The 26646-nt window shown below is 40.9% G+C and carries 25 protein-coding genes; 7 read left to right on the top strand and 18 right to left on the bottom strand.

Going from position 1 to position 26646, the window contains the following annotated elements; all coding sequences use genetic code 11:
• Positions 1-2 precede the first annotated feature (2 nt).
• From ACE2AL_RS17765 to ACE2AL_RS17740, 6 genes are all read right to left on the bottom strand, one after another.
• Positions 3-854: a PTS system mannose/fructose/sorbose family transporter subunit IID gene (locus ACE2AL_RS17765; RefSeq protein WP_206083405.1), complete on the bottom strand. Its 852-nt coding sequence runs from the start codon at positions 852-854 to the stop codon at positions 3-5.
• Positions 851-1642: a PTS sugar transporter subunit IIC gene (locus tag ACE2AL_RS17760; protein WP_206083406.1), complete on the bottom strand. Its 792-nt coding sequence runs from the start codon at positions 1640-1642 to the stop codon at positions 851-853. The genes ACE2AL_RS17765 and ACE2AL_RS17760 overlap by 4 nt, the downstream gene beginning before the upstream one ends.
• 45 nt (positions 1643-1687) lie before the next feature.
• The gene (locus ACE2AL_RS17755) at positions 1688-2161 is read right to left on the bottom strand and encodes a PTS sugar transporter subunit IIB (RefSeq protein ID WP_206083407.1); all 474 of its coding nucleotides are present in this window, start codon (positions 2159-2161) and stop codon (positions 1688-1690) included.
• A gap of 9 nt (positions 2162-2170) precedes the next feature.
• A complete protein-coding gene (locus ACE2AL_RS17750) occupies positions 2171-2602 on the bottom strand; it encodes a PTS mannose transporter subunit IIAB (RefSeq protein WP_353165856.1) in 432 nt (143 codons plus the stop codon).
• A gap of 187 nt (positions 2603-2789) precedes the next feature.
• On the bottom strand, positions 2790-3641 hold the full coding sequence (locus tag ACE2AL_RS17745; RefSeq protein WP_375083735.1) for a MurR/RpiR family transcriptional regulator: 852 nt from the start codon (positions 3639-3641) through the stop codon (positions 2790-2792).
• A 192-nt stretch (positions 3642-3833) separates the two neighbouring features.
• The gene (locus tag ACE2AL_RS17740; protein ID WP_375083734.1) at positions 3834-5327 is read right to left on the bottom strand and encodes a UxaA family hydrolase; all 1494 of its coding nucleotides are present in this window, start codon (positions 5325-5327) and stop codon (positions 3834-3836) included.
• Between the two features lie 239 nt (positions 5328-5566).
• Here ACE2AL_RS17740 and exuR point away from each other — a divergent pair, with 239 nt between their 5' ends.
• Positions 5567-6328, top strand: coding sequence for a transcriptional regulator ExuR (gene exuR, locus ACE2AL_RS17735; protein WP_206083411.1), 762 nt, complete (start codon positions 5567-5569; stop codon positions 6326-6328).
• On the opposite strand, the gene ACE2AL_RS17730 is transcribed toward exuR, so the two are convergent.
• The 3 genes from ACE2AL_RS17730 to ACE2AL_RS17720 all read right to left on the bottom strand — a co-directional run bounded on the left by ACE2AL_RS17730 (position 6329) and on the right by ACE2AL_RS17720 (position 9839).
• A complete protein-coding gene (locus ACE2AL_RS17730; RefSeq protein ID WP_241016810.1) occupies positions 6329-7063 on the bottom strand; it encodes a Crp/Fnr family transcriptional regulator in 735 nt (244 codons plus the stop codon).
• A 158-nt stretch (positions 7064-7221) separates the two neighbouring features.
• Entirely contained in the window at positions 7222-8532 is a 1311-nt protein-coding gene (locus tag ACE2AL_RS17725) for an MFS transporter (RefSeq protein ID WP_206083413.1), read from the bottom strand.
• A 194-nt stretch (positions 8533-8726) separates the two neighbouring features.
• Positions 8727-9839: a mandelate racemase/muconate lactonizing enzyme family protein gene (locus ACE2AL_RS17720; protein WP_206083414.1), complete on the bottom strand. Its 1113-nt coding sequence runs from the start codon at positions 9837-9839 to the stop codon at positions 8727-8729.
• A 341-nt stretch (positions 9840-10180) separates the two neighbouring features.
• Between ACE2AL_RS17720 and ACE2AL_RS17715 the strand changes: the two genes are divergently transcribed.
• Complete coding sequence (locus ACE2AL_RS17715; protein WP_206083415.1) at positions 10181-11497, top strand: polysaccharide deacetylase family protein; 1317 nt, start codon at positions 10181-10183, stop codon at positions 11495-11497.
• Between the two features lie 40 nt (positions 11498-11537).
• Here ACE2AL_RS17715 and ACE2AL_RS17710 read toward each other — a convergent pair whose 3' ends face one another.
• From ACE2AL_RS17710 to ACE2AL_RS17670, 9 genes are all read right to left on the bottom strand, one after another.
• Positions 11538-12641, bottom strand: a complete 1104-nt coding sequence (locus tag ACE2AL_RS17710; protein ID WP_206083416.1) for an acyl-CoA desaturase — start codon at positions 12639-12641, stop codon at positions 11538-11540.
• Positions 12631-13755, bottom strand: a complete 1125-nt coding sequence (locus ACE2AL_RS17705) for a sterol desaturase family protein (protein WP_272539336.1) — start codon at positions 13753-13755, stop codon at positions 12631-12633. Before ACE2AL_RS17705 ends, ACE2AL_RS17710 begins: the two co-directional genes overlap by 11 nt.
• Positions 13752-14363 (bottom strand): phosphatase PAP2 family protein, encoded by a 612-nt coding sequence (locus ACE2AL_RS17700; protein WP_206083418.1) that lies wholly within the window; start codon positions 14361-14363, stop codon positions 13752-13754. Before ACE2AL_RS17700 ends, ACE2AL_RS17705 begins: the two co-directional genes overlap by 4 nt.
• On the bottom strand, positions 14360-15625 hold the full coding sequence (locus tag ACE2AL_RS17695; RefSeq protein ID WP_272539377.1) for a F390 synthetase-related protein: 1266 nt from the start codon (positions 15623-15625) through the stop codon (positions 14360-14362). Before ACE2AL_RS17695 ends, ACE2AL_RS17700 begins: the two co-directional genes overlap by 4 nt.
• Before the next feature lie 8 nt (positions 15626-15633).
• Positions 15634-16437, bottom strand: a complete 804-nt coding sequence (locus tag ACE2AL_RS17690) for an MBL fold metallo-hydrolase (protein WP_206083419.1) — start codon at positions 16435-16437, stop codon at positions 15634-15636.
• Positions 16437-17438, bottom strand: a complete 1002-nt coding sequence (locus ACE2AL_RS17685) for an NAD-dependent epimerase/dehydratase family protein (protein ID WP_375083733.1) — start codon at positions 17436-17438, stop codon at positions 16437-16439. The genes ACE2AL_RS17690 and ACE2AL_RS17685 overlap by 1 nt, the downstream gene beginning before the upstream one ends.
• Positions 17435-18433: a 3-oxoacyl-[acyl-carrier-protein] synthase III C-terminal domain-containing protein gene (locus ACE2AL_RS17680; RefSeq protein ID WP_206083421.1), complete on the bottom strand. Its 999-nt coding sequence runs from the start codon at positions 18431-18433 to the stop codon at positions 17435-17437. Before ACE2AL_RS17680 ends, ACE2AL_RS17685 begins: the two co-directional genes overlap by 4 nt.
• Before the next feature lie 97 nt (positions 18434-18530).
• Entirely contained in the window at positions 18531-19415 is an 885-nt protein-coding gene (locus ACE2AL_RS17675; RefSeq protein WP_353165846.1) for a LysR family transcriptional regulator, read from the bottom strand.
• Positions 19416-19502: 87 nt separating this feature from the next.
• Positions 19503-20492: a nitrilase family protein gene (locus tag ACE2AL_RS17670; RefSeq protein ID WP_206083423.1), complete on the bottom strand. Its 990-nt coding sequence runs from the start codon at positions 20490-20492 to the stop codon at positions 19503-19505.
• Positions 20493-21771: 1279 nt separating this feature from the next.
• Between ACE2AL_RS17670 and ACE2AL_RS17665 the strand changes: the two genes are divergently transcribed.
• From ACE2AL_RS17665 to ACE2AL_RS17645, 5 genes are all read left to right on the top strand, one after another.
• Positions 21772-22008 carry a helix-turn-helix domain-containing protein gene (locus ACE2AL_RS17665; RefSeq protein ID WP_206083424.1) on the top strand — a complete coding sequence of 79 codons (237 nt, stop codon included), beginning with the start codon at positions 21772-21774 and terminating at the stop codon, positions 22006-22008.
• Positions 22009-22207: 199 nt separating this feature from the next.
• Positions 22208-22765, top strand: a complete 558-nt coding sequence (locus ACE2AL_RS17660) for a fimbrial protein (RefSeq protein ID WP_206083425.1) — start codon at positions 22208-22210, stop codon at positions 22763-22765.
• Positions 22766-22848: 83 nt separating this feature from the next.
• Positions 22849-25344 (top strand): fimbria/pilus outer membrane usher protein, encoded by a 2496-nt coding sequence (locus ACE2AL_RS17655; RefSeq protein ID WP_375083732.1) that lies wholly within the window; start codon positions 22849-22851, stop codon positions 25342-25344.
• A 10-nt stretch (positions 25345-25354) separates the two neighbouring features.
• The gene (locus ACE2AL_RS17650; RefSeq protein ID WP_206083427.1) at positions 25355-26083 is read left to right on the top strand and encodes a molecular chaperone; all 729 of its coding nucleotides are present in this window, start codon (positions 25355-25357) and stop codon (positions 26081-26083) included.
• Between the two features lie 43 nt (positions 26084-26126).
• The gene (locus tag ACE2AL_RS17645) at positions 26127-26645 is read left to right on the top strand and encodes a fimbrial protein (protein ID WP_206083428.1); all 519 of its coding nucleotides are present in this window, start codon (positions 26127-26129) and stop codon (positions 26643-26645) included.
• The last annotated feature ends 1 nt before the right edge of the window (position 26646 follow it).

Below are 26646 nucleotides of genomic sequence, written 5' to 3'. Positions count from 1 at the left end.
AATCATCCTAAAATTCCAAACATAGAACACACCACGCCGAGAACCATAATGGCCACAATCAATGCAACTGTGTGTTTCCCCTGTAACCGACGGACTAGGAAGAAAATACCGAGTGCAAACAGTAGGGTAAGTAAGTTAGGGATAACTTTGTCAAACATCTCTTGCACTTTGATGGATTGCTCACCCACGGCAATAGTTAGCGGGGTGGAGAGTTTGACGGTAGTCGCTATCAAGGAGCCTAGGACCATCACCCCGACGACGTTCGCTATATTGGTAATACGTTGAATAATATTTGATTTTTTCGATTGCTCGATTAAATCAACCCCTTTGTTATACCCGTAATGAATAAAGAAATATTTGGTACCGATGTTGACGATGTTAAACAGTAGGAACATCAGTATCGGGCCGATAATATTACCTTGAAGTGCAAAGGCCGCACCGATACTTCCGCAGATTGGCAACCACGTAAATTTTAATAAACTGTCTCCAAGCCCTGCAAAAGGCCCCATAAGACCAGCCTTCACGGAAACAACGGCCTCTTTTTCTTCTTCAGTGGTTTTTTCTTCTAATGCCGCGGTCACACCGAGGATCAGTGCCCCCGCGTTTATTTGAGTATTAAAGAATTCAAAGTGGCGTTGCATCGCTTTAATACGTGTTTCTTGGTCGGCTTTTTCATACAGCTTATCGAGTACTGGCACCATGCAATGGGCAAAACCAATGGTTTGCAGCTTTTCATAGTTATAGGAAAATGACATGGTCTGAATTCGCCAAAACATCCCATTTAACTCTTTTTTCGTGAGTTTTTTCTGTTCAGAAGCCGTATCTGAAACAGTATCGGTAGTGATATCGGTCATAGGTCGTACTCCTCTTCTTCATTTTTCTGGGAGGTTTGAGTTGTTTTTTCTTCTGGTGCTTGGCGCATGCCATTAGCGAACGCCATGTCATACAGGACGGCGAAAGCCAGGGCGATAAAAGTAATTGGAATGATTGGCAGTTTTAAATAGGTGGTGAGCATGAATCCGAGTAGGAAAAAGAACCACATTCTGCCTTTGAGTAACATCAATAACAGGATACAAATACCGACGGCTGGGATCAGTTTAGAAGCCACGCCCATACCCGTTAGGATACTTTCTGGAACGGCATTTAAGATACTGTTGACTAAGTCACTACCGAAGTAGACGGCGATAAAACATGGAACTGCCCGAATGAAAAACCACAATGGTGTTGAAAAATAATGGACTTTCGTTAAACCGCTATAGTTACCATCGAGTATCGATTTACTGGCCCAGACGTTTAAGAAACTGGCAAACGAGCGCCAAATGATCAGTAATTGCTGACATAAAATGGAGACAGGAACGGCGAGGGCAATACCTGCTGCAATCCCACCATTTGAAGCGATACCCAGCGCAACACCAATAATTGAACCAGCAATAATATCAGGTGCAGAATATGCGCCCACATTACCAATACCCATCCACATTAACTCTAATGTGGCACTGATCGCTAACCCTTGAACCATATCGCCCATAATAATACCAGCGACAGTACCCGTTAATAGTGGGCGTCGGAGCATTTGTGGACCAACATCATCCAGCGAACAAATCCCCGCCCAAATTGCGATTAAAATGGCCTCAACCAACATAATAGGCTCCTTGCTTATTATTCAAAATAAGCATAATTAAATGAATTAATTGAGTAATGTTTTCAATTCAACAATCGGGTCTTTTGGCACCATCTGAATTTCAACGGCCACGTTATTGTTGATTAATGACTTAAAGGCTTGTTCTTCTTCAGGTGTCACTGCAACGGCGCGGGATAAATTGCGGCGTCCTTCTTGCATTCGCATTCCGCCCACATTGAGTTTTTCAAGTTTTAAGCCATTCTCAACCAGCTTGTTCACATCGACGCTGTTGGTGAAAAGCAGCATGGTGCGGCGTTTGATTTCAGCTTTTTTTAATACCTCGATAAATTTGTCAACGCCAAAAACGACCACTTTCAAATCAGGTGGTGCAGCCATGGTGAGAACAGATTGCTGTACGCTATCATTGGCAACTTTGTCATTCACGATAATGACTTGTTCAATATCGAAGTTTTTTACCCACGTGGTAATCACTTGTCCGTGGATCAGTCGGTCATCTATACGAGCAACATTAATTGGCATGGTTTACTCCTAAAGTTCGGTTTCATCTTGAATTACAGGTTTAAGTTGTTCACCTACATTAATGCAGCTGTCTGGGAACACTTCATTGATAACTTGATGAATTTCATGTAAAGGCAAATCGCGATTACTTAAAATCTCAAGGAAAGTAGGGACGTTGATCCCGCAATACAGCGCAACATCATTTTGTGTTAACACCAGTTCGCTGGCTAAGTTGCACGGTGAACCACCGAGCAGGTCAACTAAAATGAGCACACCATTGCCTTGGTTGATTCGCTGATAGGTATCGAATAATTGCTTTTTGACCTCATTAATATTGCTTTCTCTTTGGATGGATATCACGCTGATATCTTCCTGAGTGCCAATTAACATTTCTGCACACTCCAGTAGCCCTTGTGCAAAAGGGCCATGGCTTGCCAGTATGATGGGTAGTTGAGAGCTCATTTTTTCCCCTTTATATCTTGCTTTTTATTTTAGTAATAAAGTTACTTTTATATATTTATTTCTAAGTAACAATATCACAAAAAAGAGGAATGAAAAGGATTAGCCAGCAAGAAAGGGTCAGTTTTGTGAGCGAGATCGAAGTGGCGATATCGTGCCACCTCGAGAAGATGAAGAAGAGAAATAAAAATTAATTGTTGCTATTTAAGCGTGAGAAACGCTCTGCACGGGTGCTAATTTGCTTTTGGATACACTCATCATACTGATTAATAAACAAGTTAGTAATCAACATATTAATGACAGTTAGCTGTGAAATTTTTGAGCGAATAGGGATAATCCGCGAGATATTTTCGGTTGATGTGGTATGTAAAATGGTTTCTGCCAAGGAAGAGACTGAGCTTTGCCCCATCTTAGTTATGGCGATAGTTGGCACCTGTAATTCACGGGCTAATGTGAGTAACTTAATGCACTCGTGGTTTTCACCTGAATGGGAAATCACAATCACCAAGTCATTTTTATCTAATGTATTCACGATGCTAAATTGAATACTGTAGTCGAGGTGGCAATTCACGTCTTTTTTAATTTTAATGAGTTGATATTCAAACTCTTTTGCAACTAATCCACTGCTGCCTGCGCCGTAAATAACTATTTTTTTACTTTTGCTAATCAGCGCATTAGCCTGTGCAAATGCATTAAGATTCACTAAAGCACAGGTTTCTTCTATCGATGACTTTTCGATTTGGCTGACTTTAAAATTCACCGTTTCCATCGAATCATTAATATCAATATCTTCTTGTAGCAGCGTGCCGTATGATTTGTTGTTTATCGATGAAATTAAATCAATTTTTAGCTCGCTAAAGCCTTGGTAACCAAGCTTATGGCACAGGCGCAAAATAGTGGTAGTGCTGACTTTGTTTTCTTGTGCCAAAGATTGAATGCTAATACTTTGCATGTTTTTTTTATTAGCAATAATGTATTCAGCGACCTGCTTTTCCTTGGTTGATAGGCTGTCTCTGGCTTCCCTAAGTTTTAGATCTATCATCGTTCACCTTGCTAATAAATTGAAAATCGTTATCTCAGCGTGATCCTACCATATCTTAAAAATAGCGAAATGATGACTTTTCTTTATTGTGCGCAAGTGAATAACAATGGGTGATTATTTACATTTAGGAGAAAAATAATGAAAGGGTCCCTATTGCTTCACAACAGCAAAACAATAGGGATGGACTTGATATTAAAGTGTGACACCCATTTTGAAAATGGCTAATTCACGAAAATCGTTGATTTCATTTTTGGTTTGTTCGCCATTGACGATTTTTACCACAAGCTGAATAAAATCAGCCAGTAATTGATCCATGGATTTACCGTTTAACAGTGCGCCTGCGTTAAAGTCAATCCAGTGGGGTTTTTTCGCCGCTAACTCATTGTTTGTCGCAATCTTTAACGTTGGTACGAAACCGCCATACGGCGTTCCACGACCAGTGGTGAATAACACCATATGGCAGCCTGCAGCACCCAATGCACTGGTTGCAATGGCATCGTTACCTGGTGCGCTCAATAAGTTGAAGCCAGGTGTTGTCAGGCGTTCACCATATTTTAAGACGTCCATTACTTGGCTGGTTCCCGCTTTTTGCGTGCAACCAAGGGATTTTTCTTCAAGGGTTGAAATACCACCTGCTTTATTACCTGGTGATGGGTTTTCGTAAATAGGTTGGTCATGGGCGATAAAATACTGTTTGAAATCGTTGATCATTTCGACCGTTTTTTCGAAGGTTTTCTCGTCATGGCAGTGGTTCATTAAAATTTGTTCTGCGCCAAACATTTCAGGTACTTCCGTCAATACAGTCGTCCCATTATGGCTCACTAAAAAGTCAGAAAAACAGCCTAATAGTGGGTTTGCAGTGATCCCCGATAGCCCATCGGAGCCGCCACATTCGAGGCCAAATTTCACTTCACTGAGTTTGCCTGCAACACGTTTATCTTGCCTAACAATTTGATATAACTCATTAAGATGCTCAACGCCTGCTTCAATTTCATCTTCTAATTGTTGGCACACCATAAACTTAACGCGGCCTGCATCAAATTCACCGAGGGTCTCTTTAAAGGCTGCAACTTGGTTATTTTCGCAACCAAGTCCAATCACTAATACGCCCCCTGCGTTAGGGTGCTTGACCATATCTTGCAAAATTGTACGAGTGGTTAAGTGGTCATCCCCCAATTGGGAGCAGCCTAAGGTATGGTTGTATAAATACACTCCATCAATATCATCAGGGTTGCCATTTTGTTTTTGGAATCGCTCGATCATTTTGCGGGCGAGGGCATTGACACAACCCACCGTTGGGATCACCCAAATCTCATTGCGAATCGCTACTTCGCCATTGGCTCGGCGATAGAGTCGGACATCAGGATCAGCCACGGTTGCAGAAATTGCATTATGCTCAGGGTGATATTCATAATCATTTAATGCGCTAAGATTGGTCGCGGTATTATGGGTGTGCACATGCTCCCCAGTGCTAATGTCTATGGTGGCGTGGCCTATTGGCGCCCCATATTTCATGACATTTTTGCCTGTTTTAATGGCGGTTAAGGCAATTTTATGGCCGCGGCTCACATCTTCTTTCAATGTAATCGATTGATCTTCAATCGTGAATGTATCCCCAGCGAACCTATCGATTAGTGTGACGGCGACATTGTCATTAGTGTGTATTTTAATTATTTCTTTTTGCATGTTTTGCTCCCTGAGCGGTACATCGGACTGAAAAGATCAGTAGGGTAACTATCTTCAATTTTGCTGCCTAATTTTCATGCATTATACGATCTGGTTTATAACTTTAAAAGGTGTTATACCAATTTTGTGGTGAAATTATTTCTTGGCCATATTCTTGCTTCCCCATCATTGAGTTATTTCGTTATACTAAAGCCATAAAAGCATTGCCGAGTTAGGCCATACTGCAAAAGGAGAAAATCATGAGCTCAGCTGAGAGCGAACCGCGCCTGTACCAGCAAGTGGCTGCACTGGTTAAAGAACGTATTGAAAATGATGAGTACCCTGTTGGCACTAAACTACCCGCAGAAAGGCTATTGGCAGACGAAATGAATGTCAGTCGCACAGTGATCCGCGAAGCTATTATCATGTTAGAGGTGGAAGGATATGTGGATGTTAGGAAAGGCTCTGGTATACATGTTATCAGCAATCGGTCTAATAACTCTGTCAATACTGAGGGCGGCTTGGAGTTTAGCCGCTGTGGGCCGTTTGAATTATTGCAAGCAAGGCAGTTGATCGAAAGCCATATTGCGGAGTTTGCAGCGACTCAAGCCACCAAAGAAGATATTTTAAAACTGCTTGAAATTCAAAAGAATGCGCGTAAAGAGGATCGTTTTCGTGACTCAGCGTGGGATCTGGCATTTCATATGCAAATTGCGGCTTCGACCCATAACAGCGCGATGGTGGTGATTGTCGAACAAATGTGGAGCCAGCGGTTACTTAACCCGTATTGGTTAAAACTACATGAGCACATCGATAACCGCTCTATTGAAAGTTGGTGTGATGAGCACGACCAAATCTTACAAGCGTTAGCCCGTCGAGATCCAAAAGGCGCAAGGCAAGCCATGTGGCAGCATTTGGAAAATACCAAAAAGATGCTATTCAACGCCACTAGTGATGACTTTGAATTTACCATGGATCGCTATTTCTTTGCGGATAGCCCACCCGTTGACCAAAGCGACTAGCTAGTCTTCATCATCCTCTGAAATTTGCTTTAATGCGGGAAGGTTGACTAAGACAATTTTCCCGTATTTTGCATCAATCCAGCCTAATTTTTCCCATGCTACCAAGCGCTTATTGATAGTTTGGCGAGTGGTATTAATAATGGTCGCAAGGTCATCTTGAGTAAGGTATAGACTCAACTGAGTGCCTTTTTCATGGGGTTCTCCATATCCTTCCGCTAAACTCAGGAGGCGCTTTGCAAGCCTCGCCGAAACAGAAAGTAGGGCGCTGTCATTGATAATGGTGAACGCATTGCGGATTACTTTACAGAGCAGAATATTCAAAAACTGATAGAAAACAGGGTGTTTTTCCAAGATCAGAGAAAGATCTTTTGGGGAAATGGTCAGCAAGATTGTTGGGCTAATGGCTTTTGCATCGTGGGTACGCGCCGATTTATCTAACATCGCAATTTCACCAAACCAGTTGCCTGGGGACAGGTAGCGAAACACACATTCACGTCCATCGGTGGAGATCGAACTGACTTTTACTGAACCTTGGATGACCGCATACAACCCACGAGCGGGGTCGCCTTGGTAATGAACCATCTCACTATCATTATAAAAACGCAGTGTAGCGCACTCCATTAGCGCACTAATCAAATAGTTTGGTAAGTTACTGAACCAGCTATTGGTTTGTAAAACGTCTAGCACATCATCATGCGTCATAACTAACTGACTGTTTTGTACAACAATGTTCATTTGAATGCTCCCTGCATGAATCGCGAACTTTATCATGGCATTGGGTGGGGTTATGTTCAATCATGAACAACAGCAACAGGTAATTCAATGGGTTTGATCTAAAAATAGAAAATCCCGAGCCACCAAAGATGACTCGGGGGAGCTCACATCAATCGAAATTAATCTTCAAATTTCTTTTCGATGCCGAGTTTTTTTAATGTGAGGATTAATAGGCCCCCGATAAAGGCGACTAAGGCAATGAAATATAAGCCAGCTCGTGCGGATTCAAAGGTGGTTTCTGCCCAGACCCTTAAGTTTGGTGCCACAAAACCGCCTAAGTTACCTACCGAGTTAATTAAAGCGATACCCGATGCCGCTGCCGTTCCGCCTAAATAAGCCGATGGGAAGCTCCAGTACAACGGTTGCATCGCTAAGTGACCCGCAGCAGCCACACACAATGCAATGATGGCAATCACTGGGATGCTATCGAACAAGCCAGATACAGCAATCCCCGCAGCGCCTAACATAAAGGTAATTGCAGCCACTTTACGGCGTTCTTTTAAACGCTCAGAAATACGGGGTACATAATACACTGCGATAGCGGCACATAATGGTGGAATTGCTGTCACAAAGCCGACCAACACACCCACTTTGCTACCTAGCAAGGTTGCGATTTGTGTTGGTAAGAAGAAGTAAATGCCGTATCCACAGACCTGAACAGTGAACCAAATCAAGCACAGGTACAGAACGCGCATGTCTAGCAGGGCACTCAGCGCACCTTTCGGGCTGTGGCCTTTTTTCGCGTCTTCTTCTAATGCAAGTTTTGAAGCAAGGGCATTTTTTTCATCATCTGTCAGCCATTTTGCTTTTTCTGGGCGGTCATCAAGGTAGAAGAATACCCAGATCCCGACAAGAGAAGCTAATAAACCTTCCACAACAAACATCAATTGCCAGCCGTATAATCCGAAAGCAAAGGATGAGCCCTCCAAAGCAAGCAATGAGCCTGATAATGGGCCACCAATAATAAATGCTAATGGCGCACCAAACAGGAAGTAGCCAGTGACTCGAGCACGGATATTTTGTGGGAACCAGAAGGTTAAATATAAAATAACCCCAGGGAAGAAGCCTGCTTCACTCACACCGAGTAAAAAACGCAAAACAATAAACGTGGTTTCATCATGGGCAAACATCATTGCCGCAGAGATTAACCCCCACGTGACCATGATGCGTGATAACCAAACTCGCGCCCCAATGCGGTATAACAAGATATTACTCGGTACCTCAAACAATGCGTAACCGATAAAGAAAATCCCTGCGCCGAATGCATAAGCGGCGTCGCTTAACCCTGTTGTTAGCTGAAACTCTTGTTTAGCAAAGCCAATATTTGAGCGATCTAGGTAAGCTAATATGAACATTAATACCACCATTGGTATTATTTTTCGTATCGCTTTGCTGGTCGCTGATGATAAGTGGTCAATATTGGTGGACATGGTTCACCCCAGTATTTTTTATAAGGTAATAATGATGTTATCTATTCATTTTTATTACGTGTTTAGCCCACCACTGAGAAATCAGCAGAGTAGAGTATAGAGCTATTAAATAGGTAATTTAAATGAATAATTCTTGTTATATATTTCCCTTTCCTTTGCTGTGAATAATTAAAATATCAGGAAAGGGATTTTTATTATTTCACGTTAAATTTTGCTAATGCTTCTGGTTTTAACGTTGTTCCTGCGCCTGGTGCGGTTGGGGTGCTGTACACACCATCAACCACTTCCACGGGATCAACAAAGCAGTCCAGTGTCCATGGAATAAATTCCAATAATGAACAGGCAGGGTGCGCCATCACGAGATGCAACTGTGCTTGCATCATATCGCCATGGTGCGGAGTGACTGGCAGGTTAAATGCCATACCTAAGTCGGCAATTTCCCATACTGCGGTTAAACCACCACAACGAGTTGCATCGGGTTGTAAGTAGTCAACAGCGCCAGCGAGTACAAATTCTTTAAATGAATCATTGTGATACAGTAATTCACCTAAAGCGATTGGCGTATCCATATAAGCGGCTAATTGCTTATGGCTCGCCACATCATCGTGCCACAGTGGTTCTTCAAACCATTTGATATTGAAATCATTTAAACGGTGGCCATATTGTTTGGCGATGCTGATATCCCATTTACCATTTGCATCAACCATTAAGTCAATATCGTCGCCGATTGCGTTGCGAACAGCTTCGATACGTTGTAAATCTTCGCGCGGATCAGGTTTACCAATCTTCATTTTTATCGCTTTAAAGCCTTCTTCGAAGATCATTTTTTTACAGTCATCGACAAGGTCGTCTTGGCTGCGAACTAACCAGCCGCAGTCGGTATTGTATGCATTGACTTTATTATGTTTAGAACCACCAAATAATTGCCACAGAGGTTGCTGCGCGGCTTTGGCTTTTAAATCCCACAGTGCGATATCAATGGCGGAGATAGCCATTTGCATTAAACCACCACGTCCCACCCAAATATTGGTTGAGCTACGAGTAAGTTTACGGTGCAAATAACGCACTTCGTTCGGGTCTTCACCCAGTAACATTGGGCCAAAAACATCTTCAATAATGGTGGTAATTAAACGGTCTGTTGTAATATCTGCATGTGTGCCAGTGTGGCCATAGCCCACTAAACCGCACTCTGTTTTAATCATCACACCAGGCATCCCCCAGTGGGTAATGCTGTGGGTTGAATCGCCAATCAGGTCATTAGTGACCGGAACGTGCATGATAAAGGTGCTAATTTCTTTTATTTTCATTGCTATTCCCAAGTGTTGAAAAGTACTTGAAAGTCAATCTAGCAGTGAGAATTGGAATTAACTGTCAAATGATTTACAGATTGTGCCAATGCCGCGTTTTTAAATGATAAATATGAGCTAGATCTCTTTATTTTGTATGATAACTCATAAAAAAACTTAAAATTGGTATAACAACTTTATTTGGAACACTGAATTTTGAAAAGGAAAGTTTGAAAAGTGAATAACAATGTCACTAATTTATTGTTTTTAATTAAAAATAAAAATTTTTATCAAAGTATAGGGTTACTTATTGAGTAGGTTTAGAATAATTACGGTAAAATTCAGCGGATGATGGATAACAAATGTGTAAACGATTTTTTTTGCTGTTTTGCGTGTTATTTGTAAATTCAATTTCTCAATCGTTAGCGGTTGAGATAAGCAATACCGACGATTGGAAGCTTGCAGATATTCCGCCTAAATTAGTACAAACGAAAGAAAATGAAATTATTTTTTCGCTCATAGCAGGTGAAATGAGAGCAGTCGCTGAGTTAAATGCAGACCATGGTTTTTACGCTTATTCCCCTGCAGGGGACTATTGTGCGCTGCAATTCGGCAATGATTATGCCTTTGTTAAAACTAGCTCTTTTGCGAATAAAAAGCCGCGTTATGCACCAGATGCAGACCGACTCAATGATTTGCAAAACCCGATTTATGATTATTTGGTTACGCATCAAAAAACCCCAGTTTACCGAACAACCGACAGCAATAGCCCACAAATAGCTTCTTTGTGGGATAATTTGCGTTACCCTATTTTGGCTCGCATGATTAAAACCGATAAAGCGGGTGAGAAGACGGCATGGTTAACTATTCGCCTTGGAGATCGTTTAGGGTATGTGCGTTTACAGGATGTCGCATTGGATAAAGGTATTCCTATCTTAACGTATCACCATATTTTGCAAGATAGCGAAAATAAACACTTTCGCCACACCTCGACGACGACATCGGCTAAGGCATTCAGTGAGCAAATGAATTACCTGAAAAATGCGGGTTACCAAACGTTGTCCCTAGAAGATGTGGAAGATTATTTAAATCAAACGGCCAATCTGCCAGGCAAAGCCGTGGTACTCACCTTTGATGATGGTTTGAAATCGGTTTACCGCTATGCGCTGCCTATTTTAAGGCATAACCAGCAGCAAGCGACGTTATTTGTGATTTCTTCACGGATTAAAACACAGCCGCAAAAGTGGTCGGCTGACTCATTACAATTTATGAGTAAACAAGAAATTAAAGATAGCCAAGATGTATTTAACATTCAGTCCCACACACATTTTTTGCACCGTTTGGATAATCACAACTCTCCCATTTTATTTAGCCGAAAAGAACATACGATTATGTTGGATTTTAAACGATCGATGAAGATTTTGAGCCACTTCGAGCCAGATCAACGTTATTTAGCTTACCCGTTTGGTGGCTATAACGCATCGGCGATGGAAGCGGCGAAAGAGGCTGGGCTACATCTCGCGGTGACGACGATACAAGGAAAAGTGAAGCTGGGGGATAACCCATTTGCCTTAAAACGCTTATATGCGTTTCGTACCGATCCACTGGATAAATTTGCCCAAATGGTAGGTAACAGCGAACAAAACGTTGTGAACCAAAATATTATTGTTGATAAGTAGCTAGCCCTTCGTAACGCACTGAGTTTTATGCTCTGAAAACTCAGTGCTCATCGAGCTGTTTGCCTGACCCCATCTCTTTTAAGAAACGCTGCTGATACACAAACAATTCTTTGGCACTAATACAGTGGTAATCCATTGAAAACTGCTTTGCGGTTTGCTCAATAATTTTTGCCAAAGCAGGGTAATGGCGATGATTCCAGTTGGGAAATAAGTGGTGAGTCAGATGAAGGTTTAGCCCGCCTAGCCAATAGGTTAGCCAGCGTGGTGTGGTTTGCCAGTCATAAGTGGTTGAAAATGTGTGGGTATAAAAACCATGAGGCATGTTTCCTTCTTTAGGTGGGGTATAGAAGGTGGCTTTTGCCCAATGGGTGCCTAGTATTAGTACAACAAATATTAATGATGCAAACATTTGGCTGAGTACGTAGGTCAAGAGCAGCGTGCCAAGGCTGATATCGTGCAAAACGATTGCGGGGATCACAATGGCCATCACCAAATGCAGTAATTTTGCCATGATAAACGCCAATATACCTTGCTGCCCTTGATGACGCATATGGGGCGCTACGCGGGTAAAGTGAAACCTGTCCATCCAATCAAAAAACCAAATGAGTGCAGGGAATGTCATTGCTGCAATCAATGGCCAATACAGGTGTTGGGCTCGCATAAAAGGATACCAACGTTGGTAAGGGGTTTGGCGTAAAACAAAATTCTCTTCAATATCCAAATCGTAATGGCGAATATTGGTATGAGCATGGTGAAAAATAATATGCCGCACGCGCCAACACTCAGGGTCTAAGCCAAGGGGAATGGTGATCCAAAAGTTGAGCCAATAATTGGCTTTGGCGTGTTTAAAAATCGCATTGTGTGAGGCGTCGTGTACTAAATTAATGGCCAATAATAAAGCGAAGCAGACAAAACAGGGGTAAAAAACAAAAAAGGCCCAAGGTGTATCGAGTAACAGTGCCGCGAAATAACTGCCTAAACAGCACAATAGCAACACGGCGCTTTTGGCATAAAAACGTCCGTCAGCAAATCGATGATCGGCATTATCATGCAAATATTGTTTAGCCGCTTTATTCAAGGCTTTTTGGAAGTCTTGATCATGGCGGTGCTGGTAACTGAGTGGCCTAAGTGGTTTAAGCGACATTCGCCACCACTATCGGTTTTCGGCCAAACCCAACTAACATCAATAAGCTGTGCAACCACAACGCACTGGTAAAAATGACCCAGAAGGCTGTCGTCCATTTCCAAATAAATACCACACAAATCAGTAGTAAGCAGGCGATAAAAAACCAGCTCATTAACCCTGATTTTCGCCCATCAGAAATCCCTGATAATGCCACGGTTCCTAGTGCCAAAAGCACAAATAAAACGACTTGTTGCAGCGTAGTGCCTTGGTAGCCATAACCGTAAAGGTAGACATAGCCGATAACTAGGGAGAATAAGAGTAATGTTCCCATTACTAAGGCAACTTGGTTTACGCGAAATAGCGGCGTTGGTTTTTGTGCGGGTTTACTGGCACGTTTAATCATCCGCCAGAAAGGTAAGTTACTGTCAATAAAAGGGTTTTCAGAGGCTGGAGTACCTTTAATACCAAAATGATGTTCAGTTTCAGGGAGTTTGGCAAACGTACCGAACAGCTTATCCCAAAAAATAAAGCTTCCTGCAAAGTTGCGATTGGAATAATGCCCTTCTTTGACGTGATGAACGCGGTGGTGCTGCGGCGTCACCATAAATTTCTCTAACCAACCCAAGCGCGGGATCAGGGCGCTGTGGTTAAAGAACTGAATGGTATAGTGCAAAATCGACACAGTAAGGAAAACCTCAAGCGGAATGCCCATTAACGCTAATAACATAAAGAAGGGGATTGATGTGAGTGATGAATACCACGAATTTCTCACCCCTAACGACAAGTTATAATGCTCCCCTTGATGATGCACAACGTGTACTGCCCAGAGTATTCTATAAGTATGGTGCAATCGGTGGAGCCAATAGAAGCCGAAGTCCCACGCTAAGATTGTAAAAACCCAAACTAAAATTGTTGGCCAGTTTTCAACAAGGTTGAAAGAGTAGTGAGTGACCACAAACCCATAGCAAAAAATTTCTAACCCTCTAAATAACCACAACATAATATGGCCAGAGTTCAGGTTGAACACCAATTCTTGCCAGCTTACCGTACCCTTTTGTGTTTTGGCGATCACTAAGCCTTCTGCGACGACGATCGCTAACATAAAAATAATGGGAAAGGTTAATTCATTCATGAGCGTTTTCTCTCTAAGCGGTATTTTGCAGCGTGGACAACCCACAGCGCGCAACAAGCCGTTACTGCTCCAGTGACAACATCAATAAACAAGTGGCGTTTTAACACCAATACGGACACGCAGATAGCGGCGGCCCATAAACAATAAGTTAATGTGCGAAATTTATATTTTACTGACCATAATGCATTCAGTACCACAAGAGTCAATGAGACATGTAGAGAAGGTAATAAATTTTGTGGGCTATCGATATCGATCAATGCCGATAATGCATGACCAGAAAATGTTGTTAAATCATATTCATGGTACAGCATCGTGGTGGGATACAGTAAATAAACTGCGCCAGAAACCAACGCACACAATTGCATGGCGAACATTAATAAACGGGCGCGCTCAATGGGGCTGCAAAAATAGCCTAGTGGAATAAATAAAAAGAACGACAGATAAAACCAAACTGCATGTGGGGAGAATGGCACGATGTTATCAACGGCACTTGGGCTTAAGATATTGGCATTCTCAACAATTTGCCCTGTGTAGTTGTACACAATGCCAACGGTTCCCCAGCCAATCAAACAATAGGTTAAGCGCTGGAATAAGACGTTGCTTGTCATTGCGGTTCCTTGCGGGTAATGCGGCGTTTTTTGATGGAAAGTGATTGTTCAATAGGTTTAGCTAATAATTCCCAATGTAACTGCTGAATATCCACGCGTTGACTGGCTAAGTAATTTTCCAGTTGTTGATGGCAATGAGCAAGTTCTTCTTCACTACACTCGGCTTGCAAGCATAAATGGTAACCTTGTTGGGTAAGCCGAAAATCCGCAGTGAGGGGTAAATTATTCACGATGACTCTCGCACAAGGATCGGCAAAAATTGTGGTCATATTACCTTGTTGATCAGGCAGTTGCAGTAAGTCATCACAACGTCCTTCAATACGTTCAATGGCAAGTTCTGGAGAGCCACAAGGGCACGGCGCTTGTTTGACCACTAATACATCATCAAGCTGATAACGTACAATCGGCTGTGTTTGGCGGGTAAAATCGGTGATTATCGGCGAAAACCGTGTTTCATCTAGCCAATTAGGTTCAATATGCAGGAAAGACTCATTTAAGTGCAGCGTGCCATGTGAGCAGGTACAACCCAGAAAGCCTTCTGTGGCTTGGTATACCTCGCCCACTTGTGGAAAACAGCGCTTAAGCTTCTCTTTGTCTTGTTGTTCAAGAACTTCTGCCACTGAAATCACTTTGTGGGTGGTTAGCTGGATTTGCTGGTGGATAATGGCATCAGCAATGGCACACAACACTTGTGCAGGTGCGACAATAATTGAGGGTTGATAGGCTTCAAGGGCGGATAGTTGCTGCTGAAAATCAGCAAAAAGGTCGTAAAACCGTAAGGATATCCAGCGGTTATTCACGCTTTCATACAAATTATTGTTGGCACGTAAAAAGAGGGCAACTCGCTCACCGTGGAATAGTCCCTTGGGCAACATTTTAGCTAACATGCTGCCAGACCAGATACTTTGTTCCTGTGGGCTCACCACGAATATGCCGCGCCGCCCTGATGTACCAGAAGATAACCCAACGCTATAACGGCCAACTTTCGGGGCAAAATCACGCGATTGCTCACTTTTTTGTGCACATTCGAGAAGCATTTGGCTTAAGAGGCCAGCGGTATTCATTTGGTCAAAATTTTCCATCATGATGGATTTGTTCATAATAGGAAATTCATGTAGAGGGCGGTCGATATAGGCACGAAAATAAGGGCTCTTTGCCAGTATTTTGTGTTTAAATTGAGCCAAACGCTTTTGCTGGTAAGCCTCTAAATCTGTGCGGTTTTTGAATGACAAACGGCGTGCTCGCCAATAGTGCCAGAGCATCGACAATATCACTGTAAATCACCTTCATGGCAGAGCTGAATAACAATATTTTGCTTATCAATTTCATGCAATTTATTCAGTGTTTCATAATACGCTTGTTTGTCATCCATGATGATATTAGCGATAGCCATCGGGCCCCGTAGTTCACGGTAATTGGTGGGCGACCATGCCGCATCCCCTGCAAGCAGCACCCATCCTGCCTCTGTTAATACGCATAAGCCAATATGGCCTGCTGCGTGCCCTGGGAGTGGCACAATTAATAAGGTTTTTGACTTATTCACAGCAAAGCCTTCACCGAGTATTTGTAATTCACAGGGGAGGGCAACACGTTCAAAGCCTTCATAAAATACGGTTCGCTGTTCAAAGTCATCAGGTAATAAGCCGCGAACAAACGCACTTTTCAGGGCGGCAAAGCCCGTTAATGGACGTGTTTTTGCCCAACCATCACCAGAACAAATAATTGGCATCTCGGGAAAATCGCGCAGCCCTGCGATATGGTCACCGTGGAAATGGGATAAAATCACACCATTAATGTCCTTCGGTTTAAGTCCGTCGCTTGCCAGTTGATTGACTAACGCATCTTTGCTTTCGAAATAAACAGGAGTTACCGTACGATAGAACCGCATGATGCCTTTGCGTGTATGATCATAAAAATGGGTGGCATATCCCGTATCAAATAACCAACGCTGATTTTCGTCTTCAATCAACCATGCACGGGCAGGGAATTTGCAAGACTTAAAACTGGCACCTTTTAGGGCCACACAGCCTGGATGTGTGCAGTACCCAACTTCATATTGGTGAATGGTTAACATCAATTCTCCTGCTGTTTTAGCCAGTTAGCGGTTAAATGAATTCCTTGCTCCATGGAATATAACGGGTAATAACCTAGTTCTTGTTGGGCTTTTTGGTTATCAAGCGTCATGGTGAAATAAGCTGCACCGAGGCTATAACGGGTGAGAAGCGGCTCTTTTCCAGTGAGATGGCTGATGCCCTCAAGTAACACAGCAATGCTATATAACAGGGGATAAGGTGCGGAACGAATTTCACACTCGAGTTGAAGCTCATGGAAAAGTTGCTGCAATGTGTGTTTTAGTGCTTGCGGCTGTTGGTTGGTAATATTATAGGTTGCGCCGCTTTGTAACGCGTCTTTATGCGTGGCCAGTTGCATGCTGTGAACCACATTCCCCACATAGGTTAAGTCAAAATGGTTATTTCCCCCGTTAGGAAGTACTAACTTACCCTGACGAGATTTGATTTGTGCCAATAGCCTCGGCAGTAGCACGCGGTCATGAGGGCCAAACAACCCACGAGGCCGCAATAGGGTATAGCGGGTATTGGGATACTGCTTAACACATTGCTGAATAGCTGTTTCCGCTAAATATTTTGTTCTCGCATATTGATTGGCGAAATGAGTATTCTGGGTGGTTTCTGTAATATCACGTTGATGGGTGAAATTGAAATAAATGGCGGGGGTCGAAATATGAATAAAACGTGCTATTCCTAGCTCACCAGCTGCGGTGGCTAATGTGTGAGTCGCATGAAAATTAACACTTTCAAAATGTTGGCGCTTGCCCCATGGTGAAGAGAGTGCCGCACAGTGCCAAATGGCATCACAGCCAGTCATCATCTCTTTTGCTTCTTGCAAAGAGAGCTTTGCCAGTTCACAAGGGGTAAATTCAGCACCCATTGTGATTAACTGTTTTCCTGCTTGTGGATTTCGCCCGCAAGCGACAACGTCAAAACCTCGCCCCAGTAAGTACTCACTAGCATTTCGGCCAAGCCCACTTGTGGCACCTGTGACTAAGATTTTCATGGCACTAATACCATGGCACACAGAGCTAAACCTGCGGCAGTACCAATTAACATCACATGTTGTTTTTCATAAAAACGGTCGGTGATAATCGCTTCGTGCAGTGCCGATGGAATCGATGCTGCAACTTGGTTACCTCGATGGCGATAGATATCAATGAGCTGATCGGATGTCACGCCAACACGTTGACGCATGTGTTCTAACGATAAATGGCTCGCTTGGTGGGGCACGACAGTATCAATTTGCTCGAGTTGTAAGTTTGACTCGGTGAAGACCCGCTGCATAAATTCTTCAATTAAGGCAGATGCCATGCGGAAAAGTTTTTTACCTTGCATATGAAACAGGAAATCATCCTCAGTCATTCCTGAACGTGGGTTTTTCCGTGTTCCACCTGCGCGAATTTCACAAAAATCAATCCCGTCAGTGTGTGTAGTGTGAGTGTAAGAAAGAATGCCACTGGTGCCATCCCCTTTTTCAACAATCACACACGCTGCACCATCACCAAAAATGAGCGATGATTCCTTATCTTGCCAGTCGATGCCCCGTGAGGCTATGTCAGCAGAGACAATGGCTATTCGTTGGTATTGGCTTGTTGCTAACATGCCCGCAGCCACTTGTAGCGCAGTAATAAAGCTAATGCAACTGGAGTTGATATCAAAGCAGGCAATACCATCATTTAAATTTGATTGTTCAAGGATGTGGGCAGCAGAGCAAGGTAATGCCTGAACAGGGATCGCTGAGGCGTTAATCAGCATATCAATACTTTGTGGTGATAACTGATTATGCTGTAATGCATTTGCAATGGCCTGTGCAGCCAACTGTGCTTGTGAATCAGTATTATTTGCATGATAGCGATATTCGATACCTGAATGTTTCTCCACAAACCCTTTTGTTTTATTGAATTTTTCATCGAGCATAGAGGAGTAAATTTTGTTTTCAGGCAAAGCAACGCCAGACGCGATGATTTTAAGTGGAGCAATTGACCTATTAGCGGACATATATAAAGTGCCTATCTAACCAAGATAACAACAATAAATATCAGAGTTCATTTATTTAATATATAGGAATTACGGAGTTCTTCTTATTGCCTATCGCTCACGGGGTTTCATGCATTTCATCAATCAAAGTGCGGAAAGTGCGTTGCCATGCTTTGGGTAATGAAGCCTGCCAAACGACATCGATTTGCCAATTTGCTGCCTCACAGTGGTGAAGAGGAATAAAGAGGATATCTTCTTGTGCAATATATTTTGCACTGTAAGGAATAAGGCTAACGCCCACTTTGGCGGCAACCAATGCAATAAGCGTTTGTATATCGCTGGCCTCTTGTAAGGGAGAGATATGTAACTCTTCCGATTGCAGGTAACGCTGAATCTGTTGGTAAAGGCCAAGGCCACGCTCTGCACGTAACATAAGCAATGGATATTGTGTTAAATAATCCCGTATCGAATTATGTTGTGCGTATTCGCGTGATATAGCGAGGGCTAAAACTTCCGTTTTTAAGGGTTGGCTAATAATATTTGTTATTGAACCATGGGAGACACGGCGAGTAAATGCAATATCTAATTGATGAGTAAGAAGATTCTCTCTCATTATATGTGATGGCATATCGTCCAACACAATGGCAACGCTAGGTAGTTTCTCCCGTAAGTGAGCAACAAATAAAGAGGCCTCTTGAAAAGATGAGATCCCAAAACCGACATTCAAAACTTTAGGGGGCTCTTCCTTGATCGTCAATGCTTGATTCAATAATTCTTGTACGTGGTTCAGGACTAATTTTGCATGGGGTAGCAATGTAAGGCCATGCTCTGTCAGCATTGCGCCGTGGCGGCCTCGTTCAAATAGCCGTAAATTGAGTTGCTCTTCTAATAACTTAATTTGCTTTGTTAATGCAGGCTGGCTTATGCATAAGCGTGTTGAGGCTTCTTTGAAATTTTTTGTATCCGCAAGAGTAATAAAGGCGCGAAGAAGTCGGGTATCCATATTTACCTCTTACAGAAAATGATAAACGCTATAGTATCTATATAATGAATAAACCACTATAGCATTCGCTATTTTACAGGGACTGATTTATTTTTTGATAAAAGGTGTTGCTTGAGATGCGAAACGAACCTGATGAATATCTGTTTCGTAACCCATTGTAGTATTAAGAATTGTGTAGAGTTCGGGACGTCGTCCCATTAACCAACGTCTCCCATTGGAGTTGGGGAGTAAGTTAAGGTCTAAATCAGCGATGACCATGTCATTTTCAGTGGCAGTCGTTTCTTGAATAATGCGGCCATAAGGGTCGATTATCATCGCATTTCCTGTTCGAACTTCGTCGTCGTCACGGCCAACGCCATTACTAAACAGGTAAAAAACACCGTTATCATGGGCGCGTGAAGGTAGCCAGCGTAATAACCAGTTTCGACCATTTTCCCCTTGAAATGCATCGATCAGTGCTTGTCGGTCTTGTTCTCTGTTTTCCCATAAATGCAGTGGTATGCGCTTCATACCATACGGGCTACTGGAGTTTGTTCCACCCGTTTGATGAGGTGCAAGGATAATATCAGCGCCAAGTAATGCAGTAGCTCTCGGGTTTTCAATCAGATTATTATCCCAACAAATCAATATGCCGACTTTGACACCCCAGGGGGTGTCAAACACTGTGTAGTTATCACCGCTTTGAATAACTGGATGCTCAAAGGCATGCAGTTTTCGGTGCGCATATAACTGCCCGTCAGGCATGCAAGCGACCCAGGTATTATAACATTTACCATTGAGGCCTTTTTCAATGAATCCAACGCCAATAAGCATATCTAATTCGATGGCACGTTGGCGAATAGGGGCTAATGAAGGGCTGTCATGCAAGATTTCACTGAGTGCATAAACGTCTTCATCAGACAGTTTTGGGACATGCCAATACCCAGTAATACACATTTCAGGGAATATGAGCATTCTGACCTTTTTTTGTGCAGCTTGCGTAATGAAGTTGTGGATACAGGCTAAGTTGTAGTCTTTATTGCCTGCTTGGTGTTGGAATTGCACCGTTGCAGCGCGAAGTAATGGTTGTCTATTCATCAATATCTCCTTTATTAGCAAAATAAAAACACGTTATTTTGAAAAAAAATAATGAGTTATTTTTCATTTTAATAACCATTGGTTATCGAAATGGAAAAACTAGTCGAATATCGATGATTTAAATTGAGTGAAAAAGTTGAAATGCATTATATTCTTCGAAAAAAAACCTCTTATTAGGTGAAATATTCTTATATAATCTGCAGGGATAAAAAATAACTTATTGATTAGCATTTAGTTATTTAACTAAAAAGCCGTAAAAGGGCTTAATTAGCACTAAAAAAGTACTCTATTCTTGTGATTAAGCGCTTAATTTCCGTCTAGACTGAGCTGGTGAATATTGTTGTTACTAGATCATCGAAGTTTTTTTACCTAAAACAGGGTGATTAACTAAGTATAAATACCTGTTTTACACTTTTTCCGTGAGCTAATTACTCAATTATTATGTTTTATTTTTGTTACTAGAAAAAAAACGTCTAATTTCATTAATAATATTTATCACTTGGTTACAATTTGTAGCAAATGTAACTATATGTTAAATAAAAGGTATTTTAGTCGCTTGGTGTGACCACTTTACTTAAAATGGCATTATTTAATGATATCGTTAACATTCCTGCTTAAGGGCGCGATAATTTGCTAGATTTACGTATTTAAAATGAGTTACCTTCTCTTAAATCAATTTTCTTATATCTCGCACTCGTTTAATGAGTTAATGAGATTTCCTGTATATTTAATTTTCAAAAACCATAAAAATTAAAATACCATTGATAGTGGTATTTTTGATATAAACTAAAATAATGTAAATTAAAAATTAATTTACATATTTTTTATGTAAAAAAGCTTATTAATCAAGATGTCTATTTTGAATAGTAAATATTTAATCACTAAGTTAAATAATCTAAAATAAACCTATATTTATCTAAGTTACCATTGTTAATGGTAATCTATATTTACTTAAAATAAATCAAAAGGTTAGTTGTTGTTTTTCTAATTATTCTATATTAAAAAATTTAACTTTATTGAGTTGTTTTTCATTGGTCACTATTTAAATTTGAAATACTCTAATATTGATAGGTTTCTCTGGCTTTAATCTATTTTATTGATCGTTATAAACAGTTTTACTTTTATATCTTCAAATTTATAATTAACTCAAATTTCGTGTTTTAATTGATTTGCAATATTTTAATTTGCATTTCAAAAGATAAATTTTTATGTTCTAAAGGTTTTTGATCTGTAATATAGTTTAGCCGTTTAATATTTTAAGTTTGTTGGGCTATAGTTGATGATAAATGTAAATCGTATTGTAGGTAGAGAAATAAGAAAAAGAAGAAAGCATTTAGGTCTTTCTGGCATTGAGCTTGCAAATCTTGTTGGTGTAAGTCAGCAGCAGATCTCACGCTATGAAAGAGGGGAGTGCAACATTAATATCGAAAATTTGCATGTATTAGCTAGTGCTCTAGAAACAGAGATGATTTGTTTTTTTATTGACGATGTGTTCTTAAATAAAGAAAGTAATTAACTAAGAAAGTTAAGGATATTCTCATATCCAATATAAAAATAATATAAAAATAAATTCAATTAAATAAAACTAATTTATTCCTTAATTAGAGGGATAAATGTTATTTTTACTATATCCTCAGCAAAAAAATATCAACTTAATAATTGTTTTAATTATTAAGTGATTGGTACATCTGTCGTCTTTTTATAGGAAAATATAAATGAAATTAACTAAAATTGCATTAGCTACAATTATCGCTTCTTCGTTTGGTATTGCTAATGCAGCACCTGTAGACCAAGGAAGTGGTATCATCAACTTCACTGGTAAAGTTATCAATGCACCTTGTTCAATCCCAGGTGATGGTACAATTAACGTTGACCTTGGCCAAGTTGCTAATAAAGTATTAGAAACTGGTAATAAATTTAGCCAAAGCGTTCAATATAATATTCAATTAGAAAACTGTGATTTAGGTGAAGTTAAAGATGCTTCAGACACAGTTATTTTCCCTGCAGTTAGCAAAGTTAAAGTGACTTTCACTGGTACGCCAGATACAACGGCAAAAGAACTGTTAGCAAATACAGGTACTTCTAAAGGTGTTGGTGTTCGTCTGATTAATGCTGATGGCGCAACAATGAAAGTGGGTGACACAAGTGTTGAATTGCCATTAGCTGACGGCCCTAACAAATTAGCATTTAGTGCACGTGTTGAAGCAAATGGTAACAAAGTAGAAACTGGTAGCATCATTTCTCAAGCGACTTACGCTTTAAATTACCTCTAATCTATACCTTAAATAACAGGCATATTTTTGCCTGTTATTTTCCCTTTTTATTTTGATTTTTTATCTTTTTGACAGGGAACATCATGTCTTTATTGCCTCAGTTTAAAATGAATAAAATATTATTTTCTATTGTATTGGCATTTTCTTTTTCAGGAGTGTCCAATGCAGTCGAATTTAATATGAATATTATTGATGCAAAGGACAGAGACAATATTGATTTAAGTCAGTTTTCAAATCCTGATTTTATCCCTGCTGGTGAATATCTTACGGATATTACACTGAATGGTAGGAAATTAGCGGGTCAACATCTAATTAAATTTATTGAAGAGAGTAAAGATAATTCAACACTCTGTGTTACACCAGAGATGGTCACTCTTTTTGCATTAAAAAAGAAAGTTCAGGAAGAACTTCTGCAAAATAATAATAACCAGTGTGTTGAACTATCTAAAAAGCTAGATATTCACTATCGATTTGATAAAGAGAACCAGAATATCTTATTTTCTATTCCTCAAGCTTGGTTAGAATATGATGATCCGTACTGGGTTCCGCCGTCCCAATGGGAAAATGGAATCGCAGGCGCATTTCTCGACTACAACCTGTTTTTAAATTACACCTCCCCTAAAAATACCAGTGAAACATTTAGCGGTAGCAGTAATGGTACGGCTGGCGTGAACTTAGGTGCTTGGCGTTTCCGTGCAGACTATCAGTATCAATATAATCGTTCTCAAGGAAAAACGAATGAACGATTTGATTGGACTCAGCTTTATGCATTTCGTGCATTACCTGAAATGGGCGCAAAAGTTTTACTTGGGGAGTCTTATTTAAAAACAGATTTGTTTGATAGTTTCCGTTTTATTGGGGCATCTCTCTTTAGTGATAATCGTATGCTCCCTCCTTCATTGCGTGGTTATGCACCACAGGTGACGGGTATTGCTAAAACCAATGCCATGGTGATTATTTCACAAAATGGGCGTGTTATTAAACAAGCTAAAGTGGCACCTGGTCCCTTTAATATTCAAGATATTACAGAAGCAGTACAAGGTACGTTAGATGTGACCATTGAGGAAGAGGATGGCTCAAAAACGACTTATCAAGTGACGGCGGCATCATTGCCATTTTTAACGCGCCAAGGGCAGCTTCTTTATAAATTGACGATGGGGCAGTCGGATCCGTTTGGGCGTTCTCAGAAAGTCGAGCCACGGTTTATTGCGGGTGAATTATCTTATGGGTTATTTGGCAATACCTCCATTTTTGGCGGGTTAATTGCCACTGTCGATAATAATAATTATCAAGCCGTCAACCTGGGTATTGGGCAAAACATGAATGTGTTTGGGGCAATATCGCTGGATATTACGCGTACCCATGCAAATTTAGATCATTTTGGTTCTTATTCAGGAAACAGTTATCGTCTGAATTATTCGAAACGTTTCGAATCCACCAACTCACAAGTCACTTTTGCGGGCTACAAATTCTCTGAAAAAGAATTCCTAACCATGCCGCAATATATTGATGCTGCTAATGGTGTTCTTGATTTTAGGCGTGATAAAAACGTGTATACCGCTTCTTTTAACCAATACATTAGCCCATTGGATTTAACGGTTTACTTTAATGCCTCACACCATCAGTTTTGGAGCAGTGAGTCGACAACAAACTTTGGAATGAGCCTGAGTAAACTGTTTAGTGTTGGGCAGCTTAAAAATATTTCAGGAACATTGTCTCTCAATAAAATTAAATACGAAGAAACCGATGACAATCAAATTTATCTGTCATTTTCAATTCCGTTAGAAAATGGTGGATCAGTGAGCTATGACGCCCAATACGCAGATAATGATCATAACTTTGGGCAATCTGTCGCCTATTACAGCCCAAATGAGCAAAATAATTACTGGAGTATGCGAGTAGGTGGCGATCAGCATGAACTCGGGCGTGCAGAACCGAATATTAGTGGTAGCTATCAACGCTCTTCCCCATATGGCGTATTAAATGTTAACGCAACGGAAAATGTGAATTCTTATCGCGCCTTTGGTGGGAGCTGGTATGGCTCTATGACAGCCACTAAATATGGTGCTGCGATGCACCGTAATGGCACAAACAATGAACCGCGCGTCATGATTGATAGCGATAACGTTGCGGGTATTTCTATTGATAATGGCGAGTCCGTCACCAACCGCTTCGGTATCGGTGTTGCAACAAGTTTGAACAGTTTTTCAAACTCGGATGTGTACATTGATATGAATACGCTGCCCGATGATGTTGATGTGAATGACAACATTATTGGGAAAACATTAACTGAAGGCTCAATTGGTTATCAAAAAATAAAAGCGAACCAAGGGAAACGTATTTTAGCTGTGATCCGTTTGAGTAACGGTAATTATCCACCTCTGGGGACGAGTGTCATCGAAGTGAATACCTCTAGGGAAGTTGGCATTATTGCAGACAGTGGTGTCGCTTATTTGACTGGGATAGACCCAGATGAAAGTTACATTGTTAAGTGGGCAAGTGGTACAAATCAATGTCGCTTGAACTTACCGAATATGACTGAAAAGAATCAAGGTAAAGTCTTGATCCCTTGCCAATAAGGAATGATGTATGAGTAAAAAGTATGCAGTTGTTTTTGGGTTTTCATTAATCTTTGCTGGCATGCAAGTCGCCTCTGCGGCAATTAATATTGATCGCACCCGTATTATTTTTCCAGGCAAAGATAAATCGATTAGCTTAGTGATTAATAACCAAAGTAAAACAATGCCGTATTTGGCGCAATCATGGATGGAAGATGCGAAGGGGAACAAAGTTTCAGAGCCTTTTACTGTTTTGCCACCTATGCAACGTGTTGAGCCGAATGCAAAAAACCAAATTAAAATTATTAAGACTGAAGGGATTGATACATTGCCTCAGGATAGGGAATCGCTGTTTTACCTGAATGTGCGTGAAATCCCTCCTGTTTCAGATAAAGAAAATGTGGTGCAAATTGCGATTCAGAGCCGTTTAAAAATGTTTTATCGGCCACCTCAAATTGAAAATAACAGCGATAAAGTGTGGGCGAAAGAACTGAAGTTTACGCATTCTGGTAGTCAGTTGCTCATTGAAAATCCAACGAAATACTACGTCACGTTGGGTTATTTAAGCCACAACAATAAGAATAACTTTCCAGGTTTTGAGAGTGTCATGGTAGCGCCATTATCAAAAGAAAGTGTTTCTGTACCAAGTGCAAGTTTTAGCCAACTTTACGCGGGATATATGGATGACTACGGCGGAATGAAAATGTTGACGTATCAGTGTGCGGCATCGATATGCCAGCTGTCAAAAGAAAGCCAATAGGATTTTAGAGATGAGAAATTATTGCTTTTCAATAGGTTTTTTCATGCTATCCCTGTTTGGGAGTCATGCATACGCAGACAGCAGCATGATGCGAGGCGACCTCAATTTTACCGGTAATGTCGTGGCTTTGCCTTGTAAAATCACGCTTTCCTCGATGGATCAAAATATTGAATTAGGCCCAATTTCTCTTAATTATTTCAATGAGATCGGGGATAGAAGCCCTAAACATGAGATCAAATTGAAATTTGATGACTGCATTTTCCCAAAGCGGGATCGTGATGACCGGGATCCTGTCGTTAGGATCATGTTCATTTCAGAACCCACAGCGAGTACTGACCGTAATTTATTTGGTGGTAAAACAATTTTAAATGGTTATGGCATTCGTTTGCTGGATAAGCAGGGCAATACAATCCCAAATGGTGAATATCGAAATTACCCAGTTTATTTCGATGATAATCAACAGATTGTGATTTATTCCATGTTGGAAAGCTATCTTTCAAGAAGTGAATTAACAGTGGGTAATATTAAAACGCAAATTACCTTAAATATTACCTATATATAAA

This window comes from Providencia xihuensis, from assembly GCF_041953405.1.
Taxonomy (GTDB): Bacteria; Pseudomonadota; Gammaproteobacteria; order Enterobacterales; family Enterobacteriaceae; genus Providencia; species Providencia vermicola.
Note: the sequence above shows the minus strand (reverse complement) of the source record. Positions and strands in the feature narration are given on the sequence as shown.

Coding starts and splice junctions, on each gene's coding strand:
- ACE2AL_RS17750 (WP_353165856.1), bottom strand. CDS start 2,602: ATGAGCTCTCAACTACCCATCATACTGGCAAGCCATGGCCCTTTTGCA.
- ACE2AL_RS17670 (WP_206083423.1), bottom strand. CDS start 20,492: ATGAATAGACAACCATTACTTCGCGCTGCAACGGTGCAATTCCAACAC.
- ACE2AL_RS17725 (WP_206083413.1), bottom strand. CDS start 8,532: ATGTCCACCAATATTGACCACTTATCATCAGCGACCAGCAAAGCGATA.
- ACE2AL_RS17720 (WP_206083414.1), bottom strand. CDS start 9,839: ATGAAAATAAAAGAAATTAGCACCTTTATCATGCACGTTCCGGTCACT.
- ACE2AL_RS17715 (WP_206083415.1), top strand. CDS start 10,181: ATGTGTAAACGATTTTTTTTGCTGTTTTGCGTGTTATTTGTAAATTCA.
- ACE2AL_RS17650 (WP_206083427.1), top strand. CDS start 25,355: ATGAGTAAAAAGTATGCAGTTGTTTTTGGGTTTTCATTAATCTTTGCT.
- ACE2AL_RS17665 (WP_206083424.1), top strand. CDS start 21,772: ATGATAAATGTAAATCGTATTGTAGGTAGAGAAATAAGAAAAAGAAGA.
- ACE2AL_RS17645 (WP_206083428.1), top strand. CDS start 26,127: ATGCTATCCCTGTTTGGGAGTCATGCATACGCAGACAGCAGCATGATG.
- exuR (WP_206083411.1), top strand. CDS start 5,567: ATGAGCTCAGCTGAGAGCGAACCGCGCCTGTACCAGCAAGTGGCTGCA.
- ACE2AL_RS17675 (WP_353165846.1), bottom strand. CDS start 19,415: ATGGATACCCGACTTCTTCGCGCCTTTATTACTCTTGCGGATACAAAA.
- ACE2AL_RS17710 (WP_206083416.1), bottom strand. CDS start 12,641: ATGTCGCTTAAACCACTTAGGCCACTCAGTTACCAGCACCGCCATGAT.
- ACE2AL_RS17695 (WP_272539377.1), bottom strand. CDS start 15,625: ATGCTCTGGCACTATTGGCGAGCACGCCGTTTGTCATTCAAAAACCGC.
- ACE2AL_RS17680 (WP_206083421.1), bottom strand. CDS start 18,433: ATGTCCGCTAATAGGTCAATTGCTCCACTTAAAATCATCGCGTCTGGC.
- ACE2AL_RS17660 (WP_206083425.1), top strand. CDS start 22,208: ATGAAATTAACTAAAATTGCATTAGCTACAATTATCGCTTCTTCGTTT.
- ACE2AL_RS17755 (WP_206083407.1), bottom strand. CDS start 2,161: ATGCCAATTAATGTTGCTCGTATAGATGACCGACTGATCCACGGACAA.
- ACE2AL_RS17745 (WP_375083735.1), bottom strand. CDS start 3,641: ATGATAGATCTAAAACTTAGGGAAGCCAGAGACAGCCTATCAACCAAG.
- ACE2AL_RS17765 (WP_206083405.1), bottom strand. CDS start 854: ATGACCGATATCACTACCGATACTGTTTCAGATACGGCTTCTGAACAG.
- ACE2AL_RS17655 (WP_375083732.1), top strand. CDS start 22,849: ATGTCTTTATTGCCTCAGTTTAAAATGAATAAAATATTATTTTCTATT.
- ACE2AL_RS17685 (WP_375083733.1), bottom strand. CDS start 17,438: ATGAAAATCTTAGTCACAGGTGCCACAAGTGGGCTTGGCCGAAATGCT.
- ACE2AL_RS17705 (WP_272539336.1), bottom strand. CDS start 13,755: ATGAATGAATTAACCTTTCCCATTATTTTTATGTTAGCGATCGTCGTC.
- ACE2AL_RS17740 (WP_375083734.1), bottom strand. CDS start 5,327: ATGCAAAAAGAAATAATTAAAATACACACTAATGACAATGTCGCCGTC.
- ACE2AL_RS17760 (WP_206083406.1), bottom strand. CDS start 1,642: ATGTTGGTTGAGGCCATTTTAATCGCAATTTGGGCGGGGATTTGTTCG.
- ACE2AL_RS17700 (WP_206083418.1), bottom strand. CDS start 14,363: ATGACAAGCAACGTCTTATTCCAGCGCTTAACCTATTGTTTGATTGGC.
- ACE2AL_RS17690 (WP_206083419.1), bottom strand. CDS start 16,437: ATGTTAACCATTCACCAATATGAAGTTGGGTACTGCACACATCCAGGC.
- ACE2AL_RS17730 (WP_241016810.1), bottom strand. CDS start 7,063: ATGAACATTGTTGTACAAAACAGTCAGTTAGTTATGACGCATGATGAT.